The 17392-nt window shown below is 63.1% G+C and carries 16 protein-coding genes; 10 read left to right on the forward strand and 6 right to left on the reverse strand.

The genetic code is table 11. The features are described 5' to 3' along the window. The 3 genes from AYK65_RS23675 to AYK65_RS23685 are packed head-to-tail and all read left to right on the forward strand — an operon-like array spanning position 1 to position 3984. Positions 1-1074, forward strand: coding sequence for a sodium:calcium antiporter (locus tag AYK65_RS23675; protein ID WP_081161246.1), 1074 nt, complete (start codon positions 1-3; stop codon positions 1072-1074). Beyond that, on the forward strand, positions 1074-3596 hold the full coding sequence (gene ctaD, locus AYK65_RS23680; RefSeq protein ID WP_081161249.1) for a cytochrome c oxidase subunit I: 2523 nt from the start codon (positions 1074-1076) through the stop codon (positions 3594-3596). The genes AYK65_RS23675 and ctaD overlap by 1 nt, the downstream gene beginning before the upstream one ends. Positions 3597-3603: 7 nt before the next feature. Beyond that, positions 3604-3984 (forward strand): hypothetical protein, encoded by a 381-nt coding sequence (locus AYK65_RS23685; protein ID WP_081161251.1) that lies wholly within the window; start codon positions 3604-3606, stop codon positions 3982-3984. Between the two features lie 35 nt (positions 3985-4019). Here AYK65_RS23685 and AYK65_RS23690 read toward each other — a convergent pair whose 3' ends face one another. After that, a complete protein-coding gene (locus AYK65_RS23690; protein ID WP_081161253.1) occupies positions 4020-4820 on the reverse strand; it encodes a class I SAM-dependent methyltransferase in 801 nt (266 codons plus the stop codon). Between the two features lie 198 nt (positions 4821-5018). On the opposite strand from AYK65_RS23690, the gene AYK65_RS23695 reads away from it, so the two are divergent. The 3 genes from AYK65_RS23695 to AYK65_RS23705 are packed head-to-tail and all read left to right on the forward strand — an operon-like array spanning position 5019 to position 9147. Further along, positions 5019-6407 (forward strand): c-type cytochrome, encoded by a 1389-nt coding sequence (locus AYK65_RS23695; protein WP_081161256.1) that lies wholly within the window; start codon positions 5019-5021, stop codon positions 6405-6407. Beyond that, the gene (locus tag AYK65_RS23700) at positions 6407-6907 is read left to right on the forward strand and encodes a (2Fe-2S)-binding protein (protein WP_026615662.1); all 501 of its coding nucleotides are present in this window, start codon (positions 6407-6409) and stop codon (positions 6905-6907) included. Before AYK65_RS23695 ends, AYK65_RS23700 begins: the two co-directional genes overlap by 1 nt. Next, on the forward strand, positions 6907-9147 hold the full coding sequence (locus AYK65_RS23705; RefSeq protein WP_081161258.1) for a xanthine dehydrogenase family protein molybdopterin-binding subunit: 2241 nt from the start codon (positions 6907-6909) through the stop codon (positions 9145-9147). The genes AYK65_RS23700 and AYK65_RS23705 overlap by 1 nt, the downstream gene beginning before the upstream one ends. Positions 9148-9286: 139 nt before the next feature. Here the strand turns inward: AYK65_RS23705 and AYK65_RS23710 are convergent, their stop codons facing one another. Next, positions 9287-9493: a hypothetical protein gene (locus AYK65_RS23710; protein ID WP_046117375.1), complete on the reverse strand. Its 207-nt coding sequence runs from the start codon at positions 9491-9493 to the stop codon at positions 9287-9289. Positions 9494-9798: 305 nt separating this feature from the next. Between AYK65_RS23710 and AYK65_RS23715 the strand changes: the two genes are divergently transcribed. Further along, positions 9799-10515, forward strand: a complete 717-nt coding sequence (locus AYK65_RS23715) for a Crp/Fnr family transcriptional regulator (RefSeq protein ID WP_026615659.1) — start codon at positions 9799-9801, stop codon at positions 10513-10515. Between the two features lie 220 nt (positions 10516-10735). Here AYK65_RS23715 and AYK65_RS23720 read toward each other — a convergent pair whose 3' ends face one another. From AYK65_RS23720 to AYK65_RS23735, 4 genes are all read right to left on the reverse strand, one after another. Next, positions 10736-11098 (reverse strand): SPW repeat protein, encoded by a 363-nt coding sequence (locus AYK65_RS23720; RefSeq protein WP_046117374.1) that lies wholly within the window; start codon positions 11096-11098, stop codon positions 10736-10738. A 167-nt stretch (positions 11099-11265) separates the two neighbouring features. Beyond that, positions 11266-13110 carry an ATP-dependent zinc metalloprotease FtsH gene (gene ftsH / locus AYK65_RS23725; protein ID WP_081161261.1) on the reverse strand — a complete coding sequence of 615 codons (1845 nt, stop codon included), beginning with the start codon at positions 13108-13110 and terminating at the stop codon, positions 11266-11268. 179 nt (positions 13111-13289) lie between these two features. After that, entirely contained in the window at positions 13290-14234 is a 945-nt protein-coding gene (locus AYK65_RS23730; protein WP_081161264.1) for a pyridoxamine 5'-phosphate oxidase family protein, read from the reverse strand. A 12-nt stretch (positions 14235-14246) separates the two neighbouring features. Next, complete coding sequence (locus AYK65_RS23735; RefSeq protein WP_046117372.1) at positions 14247-14858, reverse strand: glutathione S-transferase family protein; 612 nt, start codon at positions 14856-14858, stop codon at positions 14247-14249. A 123-nt stretch (positions 14859-14981) separates the two neighbouring features. Between AYK65_RS23735 and AYK65_RS23740 the strand changes: the two genes are divergently transcribed. The 3 genes from AYK65_RS23740 to AYK65_RS23750 all read left to right on the forward strand — a co-directional run bounded on the left by AYK65_RS23740 (position 14982) and on the right by AYK65_RS23750 (position 17378). Further along, positions 14982-15899 carry a LysR family transcriptional regulator gene (locus tag AYK65_RS23740; RefSeq protein ID WP_081161266.1) on the forward strand — a complete coding sequence of 306 codons (918 nt, stop codon included), beginning with the start codon at positions 14982-14984 and terminating at the stop codon, positions 15897-15899. Positions 15900-15990: 91 nt separating this feature from the next. Beyond that, positions 15991-16572: an alpha-ketoglutarate-dependent dioxygenase AlkB gene (locus AYK65_RS23745; RefSeq protein WP_046117770.1), complete on the forward strand. Its 582-nt coding sequence runs from the start codon at positions 15991-15993 to the stop codon at positions 16570-16572. A 101-nt stretch (positions 16573-16673) separates the two neighbouring features. Next, positions 16674-17378, forward strand: coding sequence for a GntR family transcriptional regulator (locus AYK65_RS23750; protein WP_046117370.1), 705 nt, complete (start codon positions 16674-16676; stop codon positions 17376-17378). Positions 17379-17392: the final 14 nt, after the last annotated feature.

Raw genomic sequence — 17392 nt, forward strand, 5'->3', positions numbered from 1 at the left:
ATGCTTGATTTCACCGGCCTTGGCCTGTGGCTGAACCTGCCGATTTTCGCCGGAGCGGCTGTCTCGGTCTGGATGGCGGGCGTCCGTATCACGGGTCATGCCAATGTCATCAGCGAGAAGACAGGCGTCGGGCAGGCATTCATCGGCGTCGCGCTTCTGGGCGGCATCACGTCTTTGCCGGAACTGGCGGTGGCGGTGACTTCCTCGCTCAGCGGCGACGCCAGCCTCGCCGTCAACAGCATCCTCGGCGGCATCGCCATGCAGGTGGCGATCCTTGCACTCGCCGACGCCCTGATCGGCCGGAAGGCTCTGACGTCCGTCATTCCCGATCCGGTCGTGATGCTGCAGGGCGGTTTCAAGATCCTGCTCCTGTCGATCGTCACCGCCTCGATCGTGGTCGGCGATGTTGCGGTTCTGTCCACCGGCCTTTGGATGTGGCTGCTCGCCACGGTGACCGGCCTCGCGCTATGGGTCCTGTCGCGGGCGCAGCACGGCAGGCCCTGGATCGCCAATGACGAGGAGGTGACGCGGGAAAACGAGGAGGAGCGAGCGCGGCAGGAGGCCAAGGAGAGCAAGACGCAATCCCTGAGCACGGCGGCTTCGGCCGCGGTCGTCTGCGGCGGCGTCATCGTGGTCGCAGGCTACCTGCTGTCGCGCACGGGCGACGCGATCGCCGAAGTGAGCGGCCTCGGCCAGAGCTTCGTCGGCGCGGTGCTCGTGGCGATCGCAACGTCGCTTCCCGAAGTGAGCACAGTCTTCGCCGCCACGCGGGCGGGCCTCTACACCATGGCGATGTCCGACATTTTCGGCACGAACCTCATCGATCTCTCCTTCCTTTTCGTTATCGATATCACCGGCGGCGCCGATGCGGTCATGAACGGCGCAGGTCGCTTCGAGGCTTTCGCCGCGCTGATCGCAATCACCGTGACGGCGATCTTCTTCATCGGCTTGGTCGAGCGGCGGGACCGCACGGTTTTGAGGATGGGCTACGATTCTTTCGCGGTCCTCATCATCTATCTGGCCGGCCTGGTGGCCCTCTATTTCCTGCGTGACACGAGCGGCGGAGGCGGATGATGGAGCTTCCCAACCCCGATCCCCGGCCTGAGGGAGAGGTCCGCGAGCTCGAGCGCATATGGGCGACGCCGCGCGGCTGGCGGTTGGTCACGGCCGTGAACAACACGATCATCGGCCTCCTCTATCTCGGCGTGGCGTTCCTCTTCTTCCTGATGGCGGGCGTGCTGGCGCTTATCATGCGCACGCAATTGGCGGTCGGCGACAATCGCCTCATCGGCCAAGACCTCTACAATCAGATGTTCACCGTTCACGGAACGACGATGATGTTCCTGTTCGCGGTGCCGGCGATGGAGGCGCTCGGCGTCATGTTGCTGCCGCAGATGCTCGCCGCTCGCGACCTGCCCTTTCCGCGTCTCAGCGCCTTTGCGATCTGGGCCTATGTGGTCGGTGGCCTGGTCTTCTTCTCGACCATTTTCTACGATCTTGCGCCGAAAGGCGGCTGGTTCATGTATCCGCCGCTGACGCTCACGGAATATTCCCCGGGCGACAACGCCGATTTCTGGTTGCTCGGTATCGGCTTCATCGAGATATCGGCCATTGCCGGTGCGATCGAGATCGTCGTCGGCGCGCTCAGAACCCGGCCGCCGGGCATGTCGCTTTCCAAGATGCCGATCTTCGCCTGGACGATGCTGATCTTCGCCAGCATGATCATGTTCGCCTTTCCCGCGGTGATCCTCGCGACGATGATGCTCGAGATGGAGCGGGCGTTCGGCTGGCCCTTCTTCACCGCCGCGCTCGGCGGCGATCCGCTGCTCTGGCAGCACCTCTTCTGGTTCTTCGGGCATCCGGAGGTCTATATCATCTTCCTTCCGGCCGCGGGGCTCGTCTCGATGATCGTGCCGACCATGGCGCGCACGCCTCTGGTCGGCTATCGGCTGATTGTCGTGGCGCTGATCGGCATCGGATTTTTCAGCTTCGGGCTGTGGGTGCATCACATGTTCACGACCGGCATTCCGGCGCTGAGCCTTGCCTTCTTTTCGGCGGCCAGCATGACGGTCGCCATTCCCTCGGGGATTCAGGTCTTCGCCTGGATCGCGACGATCGCAGCCGGCCGAGAGGGGCTCCGCATGACGACGGCGTCGCTGTTTGTTCTCGGCTTTCTGTTCATCTTCACGCTCGGCGGGCTCACCGGCGTCATGGTGGCGATGGTGCCGTTCGACTATCAGGTGCACGACACCTATTTCGTCGTCGCGCATTTCCACTATGTGCTGATCGGCGGGTTCGTGTTCCCGCTGTTCGCCACCTTCTACTACTGGGCGCCGCTCTTCAGCCGGAGGCCCCTCTCCGAGAGGCTCGGCCGGTGGGTCTTCTGGCTGATGTTCATCGGCTTCAACCTCGCCTTCCTGCCGATGCACCTGACGGGGCTCAGGGGCATGCCGCGGCGCGTCTGGACTTATCCGGGTGAATTAGGCTGGGATCTGTTGAACGCCGTTTCCACCGCAGGGAGCTTCGTGCTGGGGGCGGGAGTCCTGCTTTTCCTGATCGACCTGGCCGCGAACTTCCGCATCGGGAAAGGCGGCGTCGAAAATCCGTGGGGGGCGGGGACGCTGGAATGGCTCCCGAACGACGTCTACTCCACCCGCAGCATTCCCTATGTCACCAGTCGTGAGCCCCTCTGGGACAGGCCGAGCCTGCCCCAGGAGGTGCAGGAGGGGCATCATTACCTGCCCAATGCTCCGACCGGCGGGCGAGAGACCATCGTCACCTCGCCGATCCATGCCCGCCCGCAATATGTCATCCAGATGCCGGGACCGGGCTGGCCGCCCTTCCTCGCCGCAATCTTCACGGCCGCCTGTTTCCTGCTGCTGACCGTGAAGCTAGTCACGATCGCGACGATTTGCGGGGTGATTGCCGTCGTGTTCTGTCTCGTCTGGGCCTGGGGCCTGGACCCCGGGCCCTCAAAGGGCGTGATCCAGGTCGCCAAAGGCGTACGCCTGCCAACCTATATGAGTGGACCGACATCGCATTCCTGGTGGGCCATGGTCGTTCTGATGTTCGTGGCAGGGTCCCTCTATATTGCCTACATCTTCTCCTACCTGTTCCTCTGGGTCGTGTCGCCGGAGGTCTGGGCACCGGCCGGGTCTCCGTCGCCGCCATCTAGTCGATGGCCGCTTTCTGCGGGCGCTCTGCTGCTCGCGGGATCGGGGATCGTATGGCTCGTCAGCCAAAAGCTGGAGAAGGTCGCCGCCTCGCGCGTTTTGGTCGCGGCTGTGCTCCTTCTGTCGCTCGCCTGCCTGGTTGCTTCGCTTGCGCTCGAGGTCGAGGGGCATCTGACGACGGGCCTGCGCCCCGGTGACAATGCCTATGGCGCGATGGTCTACCTCGGCGTCGTCCTTTTCGGACAGCTCGTCCTCGCTCTGGTGGTCATGGGGCCGTTCACCATAGCACGGCATGTGGCCGGCAAGCTCGATGCGGTACGCCGCGTGACCTTCGACAACTACATGCTGCTTTATCACTACACCGTCGCCCAGTCTTTGCTGGGGCTTGGGCTGATCCATGGTTTTCCGCGGCTGATCGGATAGGTGCATCATGAAGGAACCCGCCCCACAGCCTGTCAGGGAACCGCCGGTCGCCAGCGCCATTCTGTTCCTGCTGACCGGACCGATTCTTTGGGCGGGACATCTGACGCTCGTCTATGCGTTTCAGTCGGTGACATGCGCCATCGGCGCGTTCCCGTCGGCGGCAACGGTCATTCCGGCATTTGTTGCCCTGGCGACGCTTGTCGCGGCGATGGTCCTCCTCGTCGCCATATGGGCTCCCGGGAGGCTCACGCGGTATCGATCCGAAAGAGGCGAGAACCAGACCTTCTTGAGAGCCGTCTCGCGGCTGCTGAGCGTCCTGTCGCTCACGGGTGTCCTGTGGACCGGCTCGGCGGCATTTGCGCTCGACGCATGCGGCCGGCTGCGATGAAGAATTGAGCGGCTTCTCCGGCGCCCGCCATCGGGTCAGGGAACGATCCCCCGGCAAGCCCAGGCGACATTCGCAAAGGATCTCGGGCCGTCGGGCTGGCCGGCCTCGTACGCGTCGCGCATGGCAGCGTCGACGCGGGCGCGCCCGGCGGCATCGAGCGTCGCCACATATTTGCCGAGCGGCCCTTCGCCGGCGGCAATCGGCGCCCAGTAGTCGTCGAAGTTCCGGTAGTCCATGCGGATCATCAACTGCGTCTCCGTGACGTCCGCGAGACCCTCTTCGACAAAAGTCCGCTTCATTTCGCCCGGTCGCATCATCGGTTGAAAACAATAGCGGGCGCGCAGTTGCCGCCCTCCTTCGCTGAGTGCCGCCACCGTGTCGACCATCATGCGCATGCCGGGCATGCCGCCGAGATGATCCCACACGGCCGCGGCGACCACGCCGCCCGGCCGCACGACGCGGCGCATTTCGGCCACGGCCTTGCCCGCCTCCGGCACGAAGTGCAGCACCAGCAGCGCCAAGGCGCGGTCGAACGCGCCGTCCGCGAAGGGCAAGGCGCAGGCATCCGCCTGGCGGATGTTAATGCGCGGATCGGTGTTGCGCCGGGTCGCCTCCTCGACAAAGACGGGCGAATAGTCGATCGCGGCGACCTCGCTGAGATCGGCGGCCTTGGCGAGCGCGAAGGTCAGGCTGCCGGTACCGCAGCCGACGTCGAGGATCTTCTCGCCATCGGCAAGCCCGGCGAAGTCGATGAACGGGGTTGCTAACCTTTGACTCCAGCGGCCCATCAGCTGCTCATAGCCTGCCGCATTGTGGACGTTGAAGCTTGACGTCATCGAAGCCTCCCTGAGCTCAGCGCATCCTAGAGTAGATCGCGTGGTGGTTCTTGCCAAGGCACGAGAACGGACGCGATCGCCGGATCAGCCTTGCCGGACGGAGGCCCAACTTTCGGACCGTGCGCATAATGCGACGTCGCTCCCAGCTTGGAACAGATCGGCAATTGCGGCGTTTTGCGTGACGGGCGGAGATCTGCGATGTGGGCCTTGAAGGCGGCGATCGTTTTCGTGGCGGCCATTTTTCTGGCCGCGGGCGCTTTCTTGGTCTTCGCCTGGAGATCAGAAATTCCCGAAGATGCTACGGCTGGAGAAGCGAGTTTCGCTCCTGAGCTTGTCGCGAGGGGCGCGCAGTTGGCGGCGGTCGGCAATTGCATAGCCTGCCATACCGTGCCCGGCAAACCCGCGTTTTCCGGAGGCCTCGCAGTGCCGACGCCCTTCGGCACCATATACTCCACCAACATTACCCCCGATCGGGACACCGGCATTGGCGGCTGGAACGAGGCTGCATTCGAGCGGGCAATGCGCGAAGGGGTGGACCGGGCGGGAAACCACCTCTATCCGGCCTTTCCCTATGATCACTTCACCCGCGTCACCGCGCAGGACAATCGCGCACTTTACGCATTCCTGATGACCCGCGCAGCCGTCAAGGCGGAGGCTACGGAAAACGAGCTGCCATTCCCGTTAGAATTTCGTCCTCTCCTCGCAGGGTGGAAACTGCTTTTCCTTCGCCAGGGCGAGGTGGAGCCGGAAGCGGCTCGGAGCGAGGAATGGAACCGCGGGCGCTATCTCGTCGAGGGTCTCGGCCATTGCGGCGCGTGTCATACGCCGCGCAATGCGTTCGGTGCCGAAGACCGGGATCGGCACTTCGGCGGCGGCGAGGCCGAAGGCTGGCAAGCCTATGCGATCAATCCGGATTCCAAGGCTCCGATACCGTGGGATGAGCAGAGCCTCGCCTTCTATCTTCGCAACGGCTGGCACGAGTTCCACGGCGTTTCCCGCGGACCGATGGCCGAGGTAACCGGCAATCTTTCGCTCCTTCCGGACAGCGACATCGCGGCGATCGCCACCTACGTCGTTTCGGTCATGGGAGATCCGACGCCCGAGCGGGCGCAAAGAGCAGCAGAATTGCGCGAGCAGTTCGAAGCGGATCGGCTGGAGCAGACAGCCGACAGCCAGAGTTCCGTTGCGCTTGCCTCCGGCGGCCAGGCCGGAGAGACGCTCTATCTGGCCGCCTGTGCAAATTGCCACCAGGGCGCGCGGCGGCAGCCATTCGGAGGCCTTAACTTCGAGCTCAGCACTGCCGTCAATGCGCCGAACCCGCAGAACATCGTGAATGTCGTGCTGTTCGGGCTGCCGCCTGCCGACGGCGAGGCGAGCGCGGTGATGCCTGCGTTCCGGCATATCCTCAGCGACCAGCAGTTGGCCGACCTGCTCGCTTACATGCGCGAAAGTTTTTCCGATGAGCCGGCCTGGAGCGGGCTCGTCGAGCAGGTCGCGAACACCCGTTCCGGCGCGTACAAGGTAACAATCCGGCCGTCGGACGGCATAGAGAGGGCGCCGCACAATGTCGGCGCCGAGGAGGAGTGATGACCATATCGCTGACGGTCAACGGCAGCTCGCATGCGATCGACGCGGATCCGGCGACACCTCTGCTCTACGTCTTGCGCGATGACCTGGGCTTGAACGGCGCCAAATACGGGTGCGGCCTCGGGCAGTGCGGCTCCTGCACAGTCGTGGTCGATGGCGAAGCCGTGCTTTCCTGCATGGTGCCGATCATGCTCCTTGAAGGGCGCGAGGTCACCACGGTCGAGGGTCTGGGCACCATCGACGAGCCCGGCCCGTTACAGCAGGCGTTTATCGAGCTGCAGGCGGCGCAATGCGGCTACTGCATTCCAGGCATGATGATGAGCGCCCATGCCCTGTTGCGCAGAAAGGCGCAGCCGAGCGAGGAAGAGATCCGGGAAGCGCTGACGACCAATCTCTGTCGATGCGGAACCCATATGCGGATCCTGGCGGCCATCCGCCGAGCTGGAGAGCTGATGCGGGCCGCCTCTTTGCCCGGTCCCGATGAAGGGAGGACAGGCTGATGAGCATTCTTCAAGAAGAGGTCACCCGTCGTGGTGTGATCGCCGGTACCGGGGCGCTCGTCGTCAGCTTCTCACTCGCCCGCGCATTTGCTCAGGACCTGCCGCCGGCGACACCTTTGACGCCACCCGTGACCTTGCCGGGAAGCCTGGACGATGAACGTTTCCTCGATTCCTGGATCCGGATCGATGCCGACAATTCGATAACCGTCTTCACCGGCAAGGCGGAGCTCGGCCAGGGCATCCGCACGGCACTTCTGCAAGTCGCTGCCGAAGAGCTGGACGTGAAGCCCGAGGATATCGTGCTCGTCACGGCCGATACCGGCCGTACGCCGAACGAAGGCTTCACCGCCGGCAGCCAATCCATGCAGAACAGTGGCACTGCCATCAGGAACGCCGCCGCGCAGGTTCGCGCGCTGCTGCTTTCGGAAGCGGCGAAGCGCTTCGCCGTGGCTCCCGCGGAGCTCAAGAGCGAAAACAGGACCGTGCTGGCAAAGGACGGGAGAAGCCTGACCTATGGCGAGCTCGTCTCGGAATTGATGCTGCACGTGGAAGCTCAGCCGCAATCGACGCTGAAAGATCCTGGTGCGTTGCGGGTCATGGGCAAGTCCCTGCCTCGCGTCGACATACCGGCGAAGGTGACGGGCGGTCAGGCTTATGTGCACGATCTGCGCCTCGACGGCATGCTGCATGCGCGTGTCGTGCTGCCGCCGAGCCCGGCGGCGGAGCTCAGCGAAGTCGATGCGAGTGCTGCCGAGGCGATGCCGGGTGTCGTCTCGGTCGTGCGCGACGGCAATTTCCTCGCCGTCGTTGCGGAGAAGGAATTTCAGACGGTGAACGCCATGCGCACTCTGGCGGCGACGGCAAGATGGCAGGAAAGGGAGTCGCTTCCGGACCAGACCGATCTGCCGGCGGAGCTGCAAAGGCTGGAACGCGAGGTCGGGACCGTAGCGGAAGCCGGCGTGCTCTCGTCCGGGGACAATCAATTCGAGGCGACCTTTATGCGGCCCTATCAGATCCACGGCTCGATCGGGCCCTCCTGCGCGGTCGCTCAGATGAAAGCCGATGGAAGCTTGGACGTCTGGTCCCACACGCAGGGCGTTTATCCCGACCGCGCCGCGATCGCCGAGATGCTGGCGATGCCGGAAGAGAAGGTCCATGTCATCCACATGGAGGGATCGGGATGCTACGGACACAACGGCGCCGACGATGCGGCGGCGGATGCCGCCCTCATTGCGACCAAGGTTCCGGGCAGACCCATTCGCGTCCAATGGATGCGGGAGCAAGAGCATAGCTGGGAGCCCTATGGCCCGGCGATGCTCATGAAGGTCAATGCGTCGCTCGACCGTGCGGGCAGGATAGCGAGCTGGGCCTACGACGTCTGGAGCAATACCCACTCGACCCGCCCCGGCGGTGCCGGCGCGCTTCTCGCCGCACGCCACAAGTCGCAGCCTTTCCAGCCGAAGCCGCCCGAGCTCAACATCACCCCGTCGGGCAACGGTGACCGGAACGCCAATCCGCTCTACGCCATCGCGAACAAGCGTGTGCTCTGGCATTTCCTGCCCGACATGCCGCTCCGCGTCTCGGCCTTGAGGGCGCTGGGCGCCTATGCGAATGTCTTCGCCATCGAGAGCACGATCGATGAATTGGCGTTGATGGCGGCGGTCGATCCGGTCGAGTTCCGGCTGCACCACATGGAGGATCCGCGCGCGCGTGCCGTCATCGAACTGGCTGCCGAGCGCTTCGGCTGGAACGGCCCGCAAATGCCGAAGAATCGCGGGCGTGGCTTCGGTTTTGCCCGCTACAAGAATCTCGCCGCCTATCTGGCGGTGGCGATGGAAGTGGAAGTCGAGCGGGAAACCGGACGTGTGCGCGTGGTGCGCGCCGTCTCGGCCATCGACAGCGGCGAGATCGTCAACCCGGACGGAATCCGCAACCAGACGGAAGGCGGCATCCTGCAATCGATAAGCTGGACGCTTTACGAGGCGGTGGCCTTCGACAGGACGAGGATCACCAGCACCGATTGGTCGAGCTATCCGATCCTTCGTTTCGCGAGTGTTCCCGACAGTGTCGAAGTGCATATCATCGAGCGCCCCGGTGAACCTTTCCTCGGCACCGGCGAGGCGGCCCAAGGCCCTGCGGCCGCGGCTGTCGCCAATGGGATCCGAAACGCTATCGGCAAACGGCTCTACGATTTGCCGTTTACCAGAGATCGAGTGCGAAGCGCCGTCGGACACGCTTGATCGCGGCTAGCCGACGGGAACACGCCGGTATGCTCGGGCGCAGTTTTCCGGCGGGGGTCTATAGCGCGATTAATCGAAACCATCGAGACATGGGAAATACGCCCCGGGGCTCGCTCGTGGCGCCGAGCTTGAGTGTGCGTCAAAGCCGTTTCGCCACTGCGGCTAAGCCTGCGGCGTCGCGCGTTCCAGACTGGTAGGCGCTAATCAACTTTGCGGCCAGCGCTTCAGCTTCTTCACACTTCGACGACAAGGCGCGTATTCGCAACTCGCTCTGGAAGACCCGTTGGATCATCTCCAGTTCGTCGGGACCGATTGGATCCCATTTGAAGTCTTTGACGGGGCTCATGAGGTTCCTTCCTTGCCGGACAGCGCCAGGTCCAGCTCCACGGAGAGAAATCTACGCTGCTTGATGGAGATGGCGAGTCATTACAGCGGCGAAGGGACTGTGGGTCTGATACCGTACGAAGCATGTCCGCGACAGCGGTGATCTTCCGAGCACGACAATCTCCTTCGTCGCAAGCGGGTTCGGATCACTCATATTAGAACGACCTGAATTGTTGCTTGTGCTATTGTGACTGGCTGGCCGCACATGCCGGAGCGGTCGGAGAGAGGGTCGAGGGGTCCTCTTGCTCATTTCGCAGGAGGAAGCCTGTGGCCGTTTCTTTTCCGAGCTCCGTGCGCAATCAGTTGCTGGCGATCCTCCCTGAGGCCGACTATCGGCAGATCGCGCCTGACCTCGAATATGTCGAGCTGCCAAGGGGATTGCTCCTGGCCAAAGCCGATGAAGCGATAGAGCATGTCTACTACCTCACGTCCGGCATAGGCTCCCTTGTCGCCTCCACACCCGAGGGCAACAAAGCCGAGGCTGGCATCTTCGGGAATGAAGGTTACGTCCCGACGTCCGCTGCAATGGGTGTCGAGCTCAGCGTCTACGACGTTATCATGCAGATCGACGGAGACGCTTACCGGATGGCATTCGGTGCATTCCGGAAGTGGATGGATGAGAACAGGAGTTTTGGAAGGGTGATGATCCGATGCATCGAGGCCTTCTCGATTCAGCTCACCTACACCGCGGTTTCGAATGCGGTGCACGGGGTGGACGAGAGACTCGCCCGTTGGTTGCTGATGTGCCACGACCGGGTAGAAGGCAACCACATTCCTCTGACGCACGAGTTCATTTCCCTGATGCTCGCCGTTCGCCGCCCAAGTGTCACGACATCGCTGCATGTTCTCGAAGGAAACGGGTTCATCCGCTCGGTAAGGGGGCACATCACCATCCGCAACAGGGAGGCTCTCGAGGAATTCGCTCGGGATGCTTACGGCAAGCCCGAGCAGGAATACCGGCGGCTGATGACTGGGCTCTTCTGAGCGTGAGGTCTCGCTCTCGCAAAAAAAGAAGGCCCCTCCAGGCGATTGCAAGAGGAGGAGCCAAGCCTTGATGTGCAAGCCACGTAAGTGCGGGGTTGCGAGGATAGGGCGGCCGTGCCGATTGATCCAGCCGCCTCACATTTGCGTACGATAGCGGACGAAACGCTCCTAGCTCTCGCTTGTCCTTTGCCCGCCGTCAGTGCGGCGGGCATCGGTCCCGTCAGGCCTGGACATGAGGATTTTGTCGTTCGTCCCACAAGGCCCAAGCGGATATCGCTGCAACCAGCAGACCCAGGACGACATGTGTCCATCGGGCGTTGACATTGGTGGCGAAATCAAGCAGCCAAGGCGCAACGACAAGCCACATCCCGAACACCATGTTCGCCCATTCCTCCCACTCCGAGAACACGGTCAGCGTCGCGAGTGCCAAGGCACCCAGGACAACGGCGCCAATCCACGCGCTCCAGGCGGGCACGGACTCCGTCGCAAAGCCCAGAAGCCAAGGCGAGACGAAAAGAGCGACGGCGAGGATGAGGTTCATCCAGTCTTGCGGTTTCTTGTTTTCCATCAGCGCATTTGCCATGACAACCTCCACGGATGAAGCTTGAACAAAGCATGCGCGCGATGCGCGCCAGATTCAGATAATTAAAGCATAGTGACGTTCAATACCCGGGCGCAAACGCATAGAGGCTCCTTTAGTGAAAAGGGGGACGGCTTTCGTCAGTGGAGGAGTGGATAGGGCGCGGCCGCTCAGGTCCGACGCGCGGCGGTCTTGGGGGTGTCGCGCTCGCGGTCTTCGACTATGGCGCGCAACTCGGCTTCGGTGATCGTCTCCCGCTCCAGAAGAAGCTTCGCCGATTGCTCGAGGATGGGCCGGCGGTCCTTGAGCAGGGCGACGGTACGCTCGAACGCGTCGTCGACGATCCGGCGCACTTCCTCATCGAGGATCGCGGCGGTGTCTTCGGAATAGTCGCGCTCGCTCGGCCCATAGTAGAGCGGATCGGGCGTCAGCATCGATCGGCGATCCCGCTCGAGTGCGACATGGCCGAGCTTCTCGGTCATTCCGTAACGCGCGACGATCGCACGCGCGATGTCGGTGACCTTGACGAGGTCGTCGGCGGCTCCCGTCGAAAGATGGCCGAAGACGATCCATTCGGCGGCGCGCCCGCCGAGCAGCACGGCCATTTTGCTCTCCAGTTCCTCCTTCGTCATCAGGAACCGGTCCTCCGTCGGCCGTTGGATCGTATAACCGAGCGAGCCGATGCCGCGCGGGATAATCGAGACCTTGTGCACCGCGTCGGCCCCCGGCAGCGCCATCGCCACGAGCGCATGGCCCATTTCGTGATAGGCGACGATCTCGCGCTCCCGCGGATTGAGCAGCCGGTTGCGCTTCTCCAATCCCGCAATGATGCGCTCGATGGCGTTGTTGAAGTCGTCCATGGTCACGGCATCGGCCCTGCGCCTCGTCGCAAGCAGCGCCGCCTCATTGACGAGATTGGCGAGATCCGCTCCGGTGAAGCCGGGGGTGAGCGCTGCGATCTGCTCCGGCTGCACATCGTGCGCGAGCTTGGCCCTTCTAAGATGCACGTTCAGGATCTGGACGCGTCCCTGCTTGTCGGGGCGGTCGACAAGGACCTGGCGATCGAAGCGTCCGGCGCGCAACAGCGCCGGATCGAGGATCTCCGGCCGGTTGGTGGCGGCAATGAGCACAAGCCCGGTCGAGGGGTCGAACCCGTCGAGCTCGACCAGCAACTGGTTGAGCGTCTGCTCCTTCTCGTCGTGTCCGCCCGCCATCGGACCGATGCCGCGGGCGCGACCGAGCGCGTCGAGTTCATCGATGAAGATGATCGCGGGTGCTTTCGCCCGAGCCTGTTCGAAGAGATCGCGCACGCGCGCGGCGCCGACGCCGACGAACATCTCGACGAACTCCGAACCGGAGATGGAGAAGAACGGCACTCCGGCTTCACCGGCGACGGCTCTCGCAAGCAGGGTCTTGCCGGTGCCGGGCGGCCCCACGAGCAGCACGCCCTTCGGCATGCGGCCGCCGAGCCGGCCATAGCTTTTCGGCTCCTTCAGGAAGTCGACGATCTCCTTCAGTTCGTCCTTGGCCTCGTCAACCCCGGCCACATCCTTGAACGTCACGCCGGTATCGATCTGGACATAGATTCTCGCCTTCGACTTGCCGATCTGCATCAGGCCGCCGCCCATCCCGCCCGCCATGCGCCGCAGCATGAACATCCAGAGGCCAATGAAGATGATCGCCGGAAGCACCCAGGAGAGGAGGTCGCGCAGTAAGGTGTTCTCGATCTGCCCCGTGACGACGACGCCGCGCTCCTGCAATTGCCGGGCAAGGTCCGGCTCGACGCGGGTGGTGATGAACATCGGCTTGCCGTCCTGCGGGCTCTTGAAGGTGCCCTGGATGAAGCGGTCGGAGACCGCGACCTCCGCGATCTTGCCTTCGGCGAGGTAGGTTTCGAACTGGCTGTAAGGTATTTGCGCGACCTGGGTTGCGGTCGTAAAGATATATTGGAACAGCATCAGGACGAAAAAGGCCGCGACCCAGTACCAGATGTTGAACTTCGTCAGCTTGTTCATCGTAACGACCGTGTCTGGCTGGCGGCGGCCGCCGTCTCAGCGGTTCCAGTCCCAAAAAGCCATCTGCTTCCCCACGGAAGAACGCCGCCGGCTCCAGGCAGTTCCCTTAAGTGATGTCGTGTTCTGCCGGCGAAGGGCGCGAGCGATGCGGGCCCTTCGCCGACGCTCTTTCTAGTGACTTACCGCCAAGTGCCGGTCGCGAGTGCAAAGGGTGACCACTCGGTGAAATCGTAGCGGATCGGCAGCGCGTCGGAGCGCCAGACGATCCGGTGCGGGCGGAAGCGCCAGTAGCGTTCGGCGCCTTCGAGGTGCTTGCCTTCCGGTCGATCGGACAGGAGTTCGACCTCTCCGGTCATTTGCAGAAGGCCACCCGTCGAGAAGTCTGGGAAGACAAGCCCGGCGCGTGGATTGAGTGCGATATTGCCGAGCGTGTTGAAGAAGCGGTTGCCAAGGAAATCCGGGATCGTCAGCCAGCCGTCTTCGCCGACATGCACGAATCCCGCGCGGCCACCGCGGTGGGAGACGTCCACCTGTCGCCCACCGGGGAGGTCGGCATAGGTGGCGACGAAGAACGTGTCCGCCTGTTCGATGAGCGCGCGCTGGGCGTCGTCGAGTCCCCTGCTCACGATCGGAGGCATCGCCGGCGGCTCCGACGGATCGCGCACGACACGGACCTGCCGGAGCTGGATATATTTCGGACAGTTGCCGAAGCTCTGGTGCACTTCGAGATCGAAACCGCGCGCATGGCGGCTGAGCGTGCCGTTCAGCCGATTGCGGCGACGCGTGCCGAGATCGATGCCGAGGAGGGCGAGGGAGGCGCCATCCTCCATACCCGCCTCGGCAGGATCTGACGGTTCCCGCGCTAGCTCGACGGTGAGCCTCAGAGCATCCGGCGCATGGAGGAAGCCGGGACGTCCCGCCCTTAGCGTCGCCCAGACATCGCCCTCCCGGTCCACCGCCCCCAGCACCACCATCGGCAGAAGGGGATAGAACTCCCGATGCTGATCGATCAGGTGATCGCGCAGGACTCGGCGCCCGACCTCGTCCATGCGAACATCGACACCGAGCAGCCTTTGCAGGGCAATCTCGCCCTGATGCCAGGGCGAAGGAGCGGGAGCGTCCATGACAATGCCTCCTCAGGCTGCCAAACCGACCGCGGTCTTCTGGAAATCGACAAAGCCCGGCAGCGCCTCGATGCGCTCGAGCCAGCCGCGAATATTCGGATAACGCTGAAGATCGACGTCGCCTTCGGGGGCACGCGCGACGTAGCTATAAAGCGCGACGTCGGCGATCGTGGGCCGGTCGGCGGCGATCCAGCTTCGGTTTTCCAGCGCCGCCTCGATCAGCTCCAGGATCGCATGGGAACGCGGAATGACCTCTTCCGGCCGGTAGGGCGCCTTGAACACGTTGATGAGGCGCGCCTGCGCCGGGCCATGGGCAATCTGGCCCGCGGCAACCGACAGCCAGCGCTGAACAGCCGCCGCGCCTTCGGCGTCTTCCGGCAGCCAGTCCGTGCGGCCCGTCTTCTTCGCGAGATAGACGAGAATGGCGTTGGAATCGCAGATGATCGTGCCGGCGTCATCGAGCACGGGAACCTGGCCGAAGGGGTTAAGCTTGAGGAACGTCGCTTGCTTGTGCTCTCTCTTGGCAAGATCGACGAGTACGAGCTCATGCTCGATCGCGAGCAGCGAGAGAAAGAGCCGGGCGCGATGCGCATGGCCGGACAGGGGATGATAGTAGAGCTTCATTCTTGCCTCCTGCAGAAGATTGGAACAGCCGCAAGAATGATTATTGCTTCAGCGCTTGATAAGCCTCTCTGGATACACTAGACCATTTCACATGACGCAATAATGCTTCCATCGGAGGGCTCGATGGATCGCTGGCAGGCGATGCGGATCTTCGTGCAGGTGGTGGAAAGCGGCGGGTTTGCATCTGCCGCCAAGGTGCTGCATATGAGCCCTCCATCGGTCACGCGGGCGATCGCAAAGCTGGAGGAGATGATCGGCACGCGGCTCCTCGTTCGCACCACCCGTTCGCTGAAAATGACGGCGGCGGGCGAAGGCTACGTGGCCGATTGCCGGCGCATTCTCGCGGAGATCGCGGAGGCGGAGGACAACGCGGCGGGCAGCTTCACCAAGCCCGCGGGCTTGCTCACGGTCACGGCGCCTGCGCTCTTCGGGCGCATCCATGTGCTTCCGGTCGTTCTCGACTTTCTTCACCACTACCCGGAGATGCAGGTGAAGACCGTCTTCCTCGATCGTGTGACGAACCTGGTCGAGGAAGGCCTCGACGTGGCGATACGTATCGCGGCGCTCCCCGCGTCCGGTCTCATTGCCCGCCGTGTCGGCTCGATAAGGCAGGTGCTCTGCGGTTCGCCGGATTATTTCGCCCGTTTCGGCGAGCCTGAGGCTCCCGAGGATCTCGTCCATCACCGCATGATCGGACGTGAAGGTCTCTACGGCCATTCGGAATGGCTCTTCGGGCGCGACAGCAGTATTCGCGTCCCGATCAGCGCCCGTCTCATCTGCAATACCAATGACGCGGCCATCGCCGCCGCGGTTGCCGGCTGGGGCCTTTCCCGTTTCCAATCCTATCAGGTAGCACCGGACATCGAGGCCGGGCGGCTGAAGATCGTGCTTGCAGACTACGAGCGTGAGCCGGTGCCGATCCACATCGTGCACGCGGAAGGTCGCATGGTTTCGGCCCGGGTGCGCGCCTTCGTCGATTTCGCCGCCGAGCGCCTTCGGCGCCGCGCGGGTGTGAATGCGCAGCTTTGGCAAGGCGCGTGAACGCGATCATCAGGAACCTGTGGCCACCCGTTGCCGTTTCGGACGAGGTCGGGTCGACGCCCAAGAGGCCGACAGCGTTGGCGAGGTGCTCATGCAGGAAGATCTGTTCGGAAAACCGGCGGGTAATCTGCCTCAGGGTTTTCGCTACGCGCCGGATATCGTACCGCTTAAGCTTCAAGAGGCACTTCTTGAGGCGATACCGCAGCTTCCCTTCAAGGCCTTCGATTTCCACGGCTTCCAAGGCAAGAGACGGGTGATCTCCTTCGGCTGGAAGTATGACTTCAGCACCGAGTCGCTTCGCAAGGGGGACGCCATTCCGCCGATGCTCCTGCCTCTGCGCGAGCTTGCGGCCGATTTCGCCGGCTTGCCGACGGAGAGGCTCGAACAGGCGCTGGTCACCGAATATGAAAAGGGCGCGCCGATCGGTTGGCACAGGGATAAAGCGGTTTTCGGCGCCGTCATCGGAGTCTCGCTTCTTTCCTCTTGTACGTTCCGGCTGCGCCGAAAGGTCGCCGCAAAATGGGAGCGCGCCTCGATCGTGCTTCAGCCTGGCTCGGCATATCTCCTCTCCGGTCCTGCCAGAACCGAATGGGAACATTCCATTCCGCCGGTGGATCGGCTGAGATATTCAATTACATTTCGGGAGTTGCGCACAAAAGAGGGCAGGCGATGACTTGCGTCGGCTTTTCCGCGCTCTGACGCGACGGGTTTCGGGAAACTGTTGATCCGATTAGCGGGGGGAAGTATTTCTCTTGTCGACAAGAGGATTGCCAGATGACCGATACCGACAACAGTTCCATTCCAGAACGCAAGCGAGGCTCCGGCGTGAAGATGGTCTACGACCTTCTGCGCGACGAGATCCTCGATCTGGTCCTGCCTCCCGGCAGCCCGATCGACGAGGCGCAACTAGCCGAACGTTTCAAGATGTCGCGCACGCCGATCCGCGAGGCGCTGGTGCGGCTTGCGGGCGAGGGGCTGATCGACACGCTGCCGAACCGATCGACCATGGTGTCGAATATCGATTTCATCAACATGAACACTTATTTCGACGCACTGGTGCTCATGTATCGAGTCACCACGCGGCTCGCGGCTCAACATCACCGCACTGAGGATCTGCAGGTGATCCGGGCCCGTCAGGCCGAGTTCGCCGCCGCGGTCCAGGCGCAGGATGCGCTGGCGATGATCGCCACCAATGCGGCGCTGCACCTGGCGATCGCCGAAGCGGGCCGCAATTCCTATTTCACGGGCCTGTTCAAGCGGCTTCTCGACGAGGGTCGGCGGATTCTCCGGCTCTATTACCAGTCCTATGACGACCGGTTGCCGCAGCGCTTCGTCGATGAGCACGAGGATATGATTGCCGCCATTGCGGCTCGCGATGCCGAAGAAGCGGATCGCCTGGCAAGGGTGCATGCCGAGCAGATCGTGCATCAGATTCAGATGCTTTTCTCCCGCGACAGGCGGCTGGATATCGCCCTGTGATTTGCTGTCGATTA

This window comes from Ensifer aridi, assembly GCF_002078505.1.
Classification (GTDB): domain Bacteria; phylum Pseudomonadota; class Alphaproteobacteria; order Rhizobiales; family Rhizobiaceae; genus Sinorhizobium; species Sinorhizobium aridi.

Coding starts and splice junctions, on each gene's coding strand:
- AYK65_RS23675 (WP_081161246.1), top strand. CDS start 1: ATGCTTGATTTCACCGGCCTTGGCCTGTGGCTGAACCTGCCGATTTTC.
- ctaD (WP_081161249.1), top strand. CDS start 1,074: ATGGAGCTTCCCAACCCCGATCCCCGGCCTGAGGGAGAGGTCCGCGAG.
- AYK65_RS23685 (WP_081161251.1), top strand. CDS start 3,604: ATGAAGGAACCCGCCCCACAGCCTGTCAGGGAACCGCCGGTCGCCAGC.
- AYK65_RS23690 (WP_081161253.1), bottom strand. CDS start 4,820: ATGACGTCAAGCTTCAACGTCCACAATGCGGCAGGCTATGAGCAGCTG.
- AYK65_RS23695 (WP_081161256.1), top strand. CDS start 5,019: ATGTGGGCCTTGAAGGCGGCGATCGTTTTCGTGGCGGCCATTTTTCTG.
- AYK65_RS23700 (WP_026615662.1), top strand. CDS start 6,407: ATGACCATATCGCTGACGGTCAACGGCAGCTCGCATGCGATCGACGCG.
- AYK65_RS23705 (WP_081161258.1), top strand. CDS start 6,907: ATGAGCATTCTTCAAGAAGAGGTCACCCGTCGTGGTGTGATCGCCGGT.
- AYK65_RS23710 (WP_046117375.1), bottom strand. CDS start 9,493: ATGAGCCCCGTCAAAGACTTCAAATGGGATCCAATCGGTCCCGACGAA.
- AYK65_RS23720 (WP_046117374.1), bottom strand. CDS start 11,098: ATGGCAAATGCGCTGATGGAAAACAAGAAACCGCAAGACTGGATGAAC.
- ftsH (WP_081161261.1), bottom strand. CDS start 13,110: ATGAACAAGCTGACGAAGTTCAACATCTGGTACTGGGTCGCGGCCTTT.
- AYK65_RS23730 (WP_081161264.1), bottom strand. CDS start 14,234: ATGGACGCTCCCGCTCCTTCGCCCTGGCATCAGGGCGAGATTGCCCTG.
- AYK65_RS23735 (WP_046117372.1), bottom strand. CDS start 14,858: ATGAAGCTCTACTATCATCCCCTGTCCGGCCATGCGCATCGCGCCCGG.
- AYK65_RS23740 (WP_081161266.1), top strand. CDS start 14,982: ATGGATCGCTGGCAGGCGATGCGGATCTTCGTGCAGGTGGTGGAAAGC.
- AYK65_RS23745 (WP_046117770.1), top strand. CDS start 15,991: ATGCAGGAAGATCTGTTCGGAAAACCGGCGGGTAATCTGCCTCAGGGT.
- AYK65_RS23750 (WP_046117370.1), top strand. CDS start 16,674: ATGACCGATACCGACAACAGTTCCATTCCAGAACGCAAGCGAGGCTCC.